The sequence below is a fragment of the Plesiomonas sp. genome (assembly GCF_051650925.1).
In the GTDB taxonomy this organism is placed as follows: Bacteria; Pseudomonadota; Gammaproteobacteria; order Enterobacterales; family CAMTGL01; genus Plesiomonas.
Genome location: NZ_JBOFRH010000062.1, coordinates 1 through 4,766 on the forward strand (window position 1 = coordinate 1; position 4,766 = coordinate 4,766).

Annotated in this window: 4 protein-coding genes; 2 read left to right on the forward strand and 2 right to left on the reverse strand. The window is 49.3% G+C overall.

Annotation, left to right across the window (positions count from 1 at the left end; all coding sequences use genetic code 11):
- A partial coding sequence (gene xseA / locus ACRC27_RS01595; RefSeq protein WP_438639010.1) for an exodeoxyribonuclease VII large subunit occupies positions 1 to 958 on the reverse strand: 958 nt, incomplete at its 3' end.
- A 190-nt stretch (positions 959 to 1,148) separates the two neighbouring features.
- Here xseA and guaB point away from each other — a divergent pair.
- Both guaB and guaA read left to right on the forward strand, forming a co-directional pair.
- On the forward strand, positions 1,149 to 2,612 hold the full coding sequence (gene guaB / locus ACRC27_RS01600) for an IMP dehydrogenase (protein ID WP_438623593.1): 1,464 nt from the start codon (positions 1,149 to 1,151) through the stop codon (positions 2,610 to 2,612).
- A gap of 139 nt (positions 2,613 to 2,751) precedes the next feature.
- Entirely contained in the window at positions 2,752 to 4,329 is a 1,578-nt protein-coding gene (guaA, locus tag ACRC27_RS01605) for a glutamine-hydrolyzing GMP synthase (RefSeq protein ID WP_438623592.1), read from the forward strand.
- Positions 4,330 to 4,573: 244 nt separating this feature from the next.
- Here guaA and ACRC27_RS01610 read toward each other — a convergent pair.
- A partial coding sequence (locus ACRC27_RS01610) for a His/Gly/Thr/Pro-type tRNA ligase C-terminal domain-containing protein (protein WP_438639012.1) occupies positions 4,574 to 4,766 on the reverse strand: 193 nt, incomplete at its 5' end.

The window sequence follows — 4,766 nt, forward strand, 5'->3', positions numbered from 1 at the left end:
CATCATCTAGCCGATTTTGCTGGCGTTGCAGACGAATTTGCGGGTGCTGCTGCTGTAAGCGGTGTTGCAGGCGCTCTAAGCGCTGCAATTGCCGACTGTGCTGATGCATCAGTGCTCGCTGCAGCCGTTGCTGCTGATCATCTAGTTGGCGGGATTGTATTTGTCGATCAACACTGATCAGCTCTGCGGCTGCCGACGGTGTGGGGGCTCGAATATCGGCCACAAAATCAGCAATGGTGACATCAGTTTCATGACCTACCGCACTGACCAGCGGCAGAGCGCTGTCAAAAATAGCACGGGCTACCGCTTCGGTGTTAAATGCTTGCAAATCTTCCAGCGAACCGCCACCGCGCGCAAGAATTAACAGATCACACTCAGCTCGCTGGTTGGCTCGCGCAATCGCCTGTGTGATTTGAACTACGGCATCTTGCCCTTGCACGGCAACCGGATAGATCACCACCGAGAGCAGCGGATCACGGCGGCGTAATATCTGCAAAATATCGTGCAGAACTGCACCGCTCGATGAGGTAATGATCCCGATTTGTTTCGGGTATGCAGGCAGAGCTTGTTTGCTGTGCTGGGAAAACAACCCTTCCGCAGCCAGCTGCATTTTAAGTTGCTCAAATTGCTGTTGCAGTAACCCATCACCGGCAGCTTGCATCCCTTCAATGACTATCTGGAAGTCACCACGCGGTTCATACAGGGTGATATTTGCGCGAACTAAGATTTGTTGGCCATTTTGCGGGCGGAAGGTGACTTTACGGTTGCTGTTGCGAAACATCGCGCACCGCACCTGTGACTGGGTATCTTTGAGTGTAAAGTACCAGTGGCCAGAGACGGGGATCGATAAATTAGAGATTTCACCGCTAATCCAGACCTGACCGAGTTGGGTTTCCAGCAGTTGGCGTACGGTTTGATTTAAACGCGTGACCGTAAAAATAGCGCGGTTTTCCAGCAAAATAGCACCCTTATGTCTGGCAAGAAGGGCCTGATAAAGGCACGGTAGTTATCAGGCAATAATACGTAAATCAGCTCAAACTACAAGCAAGAATACTGAAAAAACGTTTGGCTAATCGTTTTCGTTCTGTATAATGCCACGGCAATATTTTATCTAATTTTAAACCTCCTTGCCTTGGTGAGATATTGCGATGTTAAGAATAGCGAAAGAAGCTCTGACTTTTGATGATGTACTGCTAGTACCTGCCCATTCTACTGTCTTACCCAATACTGCCAATCTTGGAACCTGGTTAACGAAAACCATCCACCTGAATATTCCTATGCTCTCTGCGGCGATGGATACCGTCACCGAAGCGGATCTGGCCATTGCTTTAGCGCAAGAGGGCGGAATCGGTTTTATCCACAAAAACATGTCTATCGAGCGTCAGGCCGACGAAGTTCGTAAAGTTAAAAAATACGAAAGTGGTGTGGTCAGTGATCCGGTTACGGTTCGCCCAGACACTACTATTCGTCAGGTTCTTGCGCTGACTGAAAAGAACGGTTTTGCTGGTTATCCGGTGGTGACTGACGAAAAAGAGCTGGTCGGTATTATTACCGGTCGTGATGTCCGCTTTGTGACTGACTTAGATCAGCCAGTGACTAAGGTGATGACACCAAAACCACGTATGGTGACAGTTCTTGAAGGTGCGCCGCGTACTGATGTGCTGGCTCTGATGCATGAGCGCCGAGTTGAGAAAGTGCTGGTAGTTGACCGCAGTTTCCGCTTGAAAGGCATGATCACCGTGAAAGACTTCCAAAAAGCAGAACGTAAACCGAATGCCTGTAAAGATGAGCTAGGTAGCTTGCGTGTAGGCGCGGCAGTCGGTGCAGGTGCGGGCAATGAAGAGCGCGTTGATGCACTGGTTGAAGCGGGTATAGATGTGCTGCTGATTGACTCCTCCCACGGCCACTCTGAAGGCGTATTGCAGCGTATTCGTGAGACGCGCGCAAAATACCCTGAGCTGCAAATCATTGGTGGTAACGTTGCTACAGCAGCCGGAGCATTAGCACTGGCGGAAGCCGGTTGTAGCGCGGTAAAAGTGGGTATTGGCCCAGGTTCAATTTGTACTACACGAATTGTAACGGGTGTGGGTGTACCACAAATTACTGCAGTATCAGATGCCGCAACAGCGTTAATGCCACTGGGTATTCCCGTTATTGCTGACGGTGGTATCCGTTTCTCAGGTGATATTGCCAAGGCAATCGCGGCGGGTGCATCGTGCGTGATGGTGGGCTCAATGTTGGCTGGTACAGAAGAGTCGCCGGGTGAAATAGAGCTGTATCAAGGCCGCTCTTTTAAATCTTACCGCGGTATGGGCTCACTGGGCGCAATGTCTAAAGGTTCATCAGACCGCTATTTCCAAAGTGATAATGCAGCCGATAAACTGGTACCGGAAGGCATTGAAGGGCGTATCGCCTATAAAGGTAAGCTCAAAGAGATTGTTCATCAGCAAATGGGTGGGTTGCGCTCTTGTATGGGGCTAACCGGTTGCGGCACGATTGAAGAGCTGCGCACCAAAGCTGAGTTTGTTCGCATTACCGGTGCGGGGATCCAAGAGAGCCACGTGCATGATGTGACTATCACCAAAGAGTCACCGAACTATCGCATGGGTTGATAGCGCATGGGTTGATATTTTACCCTGCTTTGCATCCCCAGAAAGCGTTTGCTCTCTGTGCGCCTAGTAATGCTAGGCGCGATGCAGCTTCCCCGATTTTATTTTGACTGCCTGTTAAACTACGTAGATAGAGTAACCGATGAGCAAAGACATTCACGACCACCGTATTCTTATCCTTGATTTTGGTTCCCAGTACACACAGCTGATTGCACGCCGTATCCGAGAGATTGGTGTGTATTGCGAATTATGGGCATGGGATGTGACCGAAGAGCAGATTCGTGAATTTAACCCACAGGGTATTATTCTGTCTGGTGGCCCAGAAAGCACCACCGAGCAAGGCAGCCCACGTGCGCCTGAGTATGTATTTACCGCCGGTGTTCCGGTATTGGGTGTGTGCTATGGCATGCAAACCATGGCGATGCAGCTTGGTGGTATGGTGCAGTCATCTACCGAGCGTGAGTTTGGGTATGCCAGCGTTGATGTACTAACCGACAGCCGTTTATTTGCGGGAATTCAAGATACACTCTCTGCCAATGGTCAGCCACAGCTGGATGTATGGATGAGCCACGGCGATAAAGTTACGGCTATTCCGGCTGACTTTACCACTGTTGCGATGACAGAAACCTGTCCGTTTGCGGCAATGGCACAAGAAGAGAAACGCTTTTACGGCGTGCAGTTCCACCCAGAGGTGACGCACACCCGCCAAGGCCAGCGTATGCTGGAAAATTTTGTTCGTGATATTTGCGGTTGTGATGCACTGTGGACTCCGGCAACCATCATTGAAGATGCTGTGGTTCGTATGCGCGAGCAGATTGGCAATGATCATGTGATCTTAGGCCTGTCTGGTGGTGTTGACTCTTCGGTAACGGCACTGCTGTTGCACCGTGCTATCGGTGAGCGCCTGACATGTGTGTTTGTTGATAACGGCTTGCTGCGTTTGAATGAAGCCGATCAGGTGATGGAGATGTTCGGTGATCAGTTTGGTCTGAACATTATTCGCGTTGATGCTGAACAGCGTTTTCTTGATGCTCTAAGCGGTATTGCTGATCCGGAACTGAAACGTAAAGCGATTGGCCATGAGTTTATCAAGGTGTTCGATGAAGAGTCGGGCAAGCTTAAAAATGTGAAATGGCTGGCACAAGGAACTATCTATCCGGATGTGATTGAGTCTGCAGCCTCAAAAACCGGCAAGGCGCATGTGATTAAATCGCACCACAATGTGGGTGGCCTGCCGGATGATATGGAACTGGGTCTGGTTGAACCGCTTAAAGAGCTGTTTAAAGATGAAGTACGCCGTATCGGATTAGAGCTGGGTTTGCCGTATAACATGCTGTATCGCCACCCGTTCCCAGGGCCAGGTTTGGGCGTTCGCGTTCTTGGTGAAGTGAAAAAAGAGTATTGCGATATTCTGCGCCGTGCTGATGCGATTTTCATTGAAGAGCTGCATAAGGCGGACTGGTACAATAAAGTGAGTCAGGCTTTTGTGGTCTTCTTGCCGGTACGTTCAGTGGGTGTTATGGGTGATGGCCGTAAATATGACTGGGTTGTTTCACTGCGTGCAGTAGAGACGATTGATTTTATGACCGCACACTGGGCACATCTGCCTTATGAGTTGCTGGGTAAAGTGTCTAACCGCATCATCAATGAAATCAGCGGTATTTCCCGCGTAGTCTACGATGTGTCAGGAAAGCCGCCAGCAACCATTGAGTGGGAATAACCACTTAGTGTCAATGTGCTGAATAAGCAAAACGCGCTGATATTTCGTTAGCGCGTTTTATTTTTGAAAGCCCTGGTATATACAGGGCTTTTTTGTCTTTGGCTGAACGTTTCATTTAACGTATCGAGTGCGGAAAATAACCATAACACATTGCAAAAAACGAAAAAAACCCGCTAAAAAAGCGGGTTTAATCAGGATGAAATCCAGTCGTTAAAAACAGTCGAATGCTACTAACGTTTCGCGATTAACGCTTTACGCTTTCCAGCAAATAGCTGAGGATGCCGTCAATTTTAATCAGCTGCTTTTCACCGCCACGACGGTGTTTGTACTCAATCTCACCGGCATCAAGGTTGCGATCACCAATCACAACCATATGTGGAACACCCATCAGTTCCATATCTGCAAACATCACACCCGGACGCTCTTTGCGGTCATCC

Excerpts from the sequence above, each read along its gene's own strand:
- guaA (WP_438623592.1), top strand. The coding sequence starts at position 2,752 with ATGAGCAAAGACATTCACGACCACCGTATTCTTATCCTTGATTTTGGT.
- guaB (WP_438623593.1), top strand. The coding sequence starts at position 1,149 with ATGTTAAGAATAGCGAAAGAAGCTCTGACTTTTGATGATGTACTGCTA.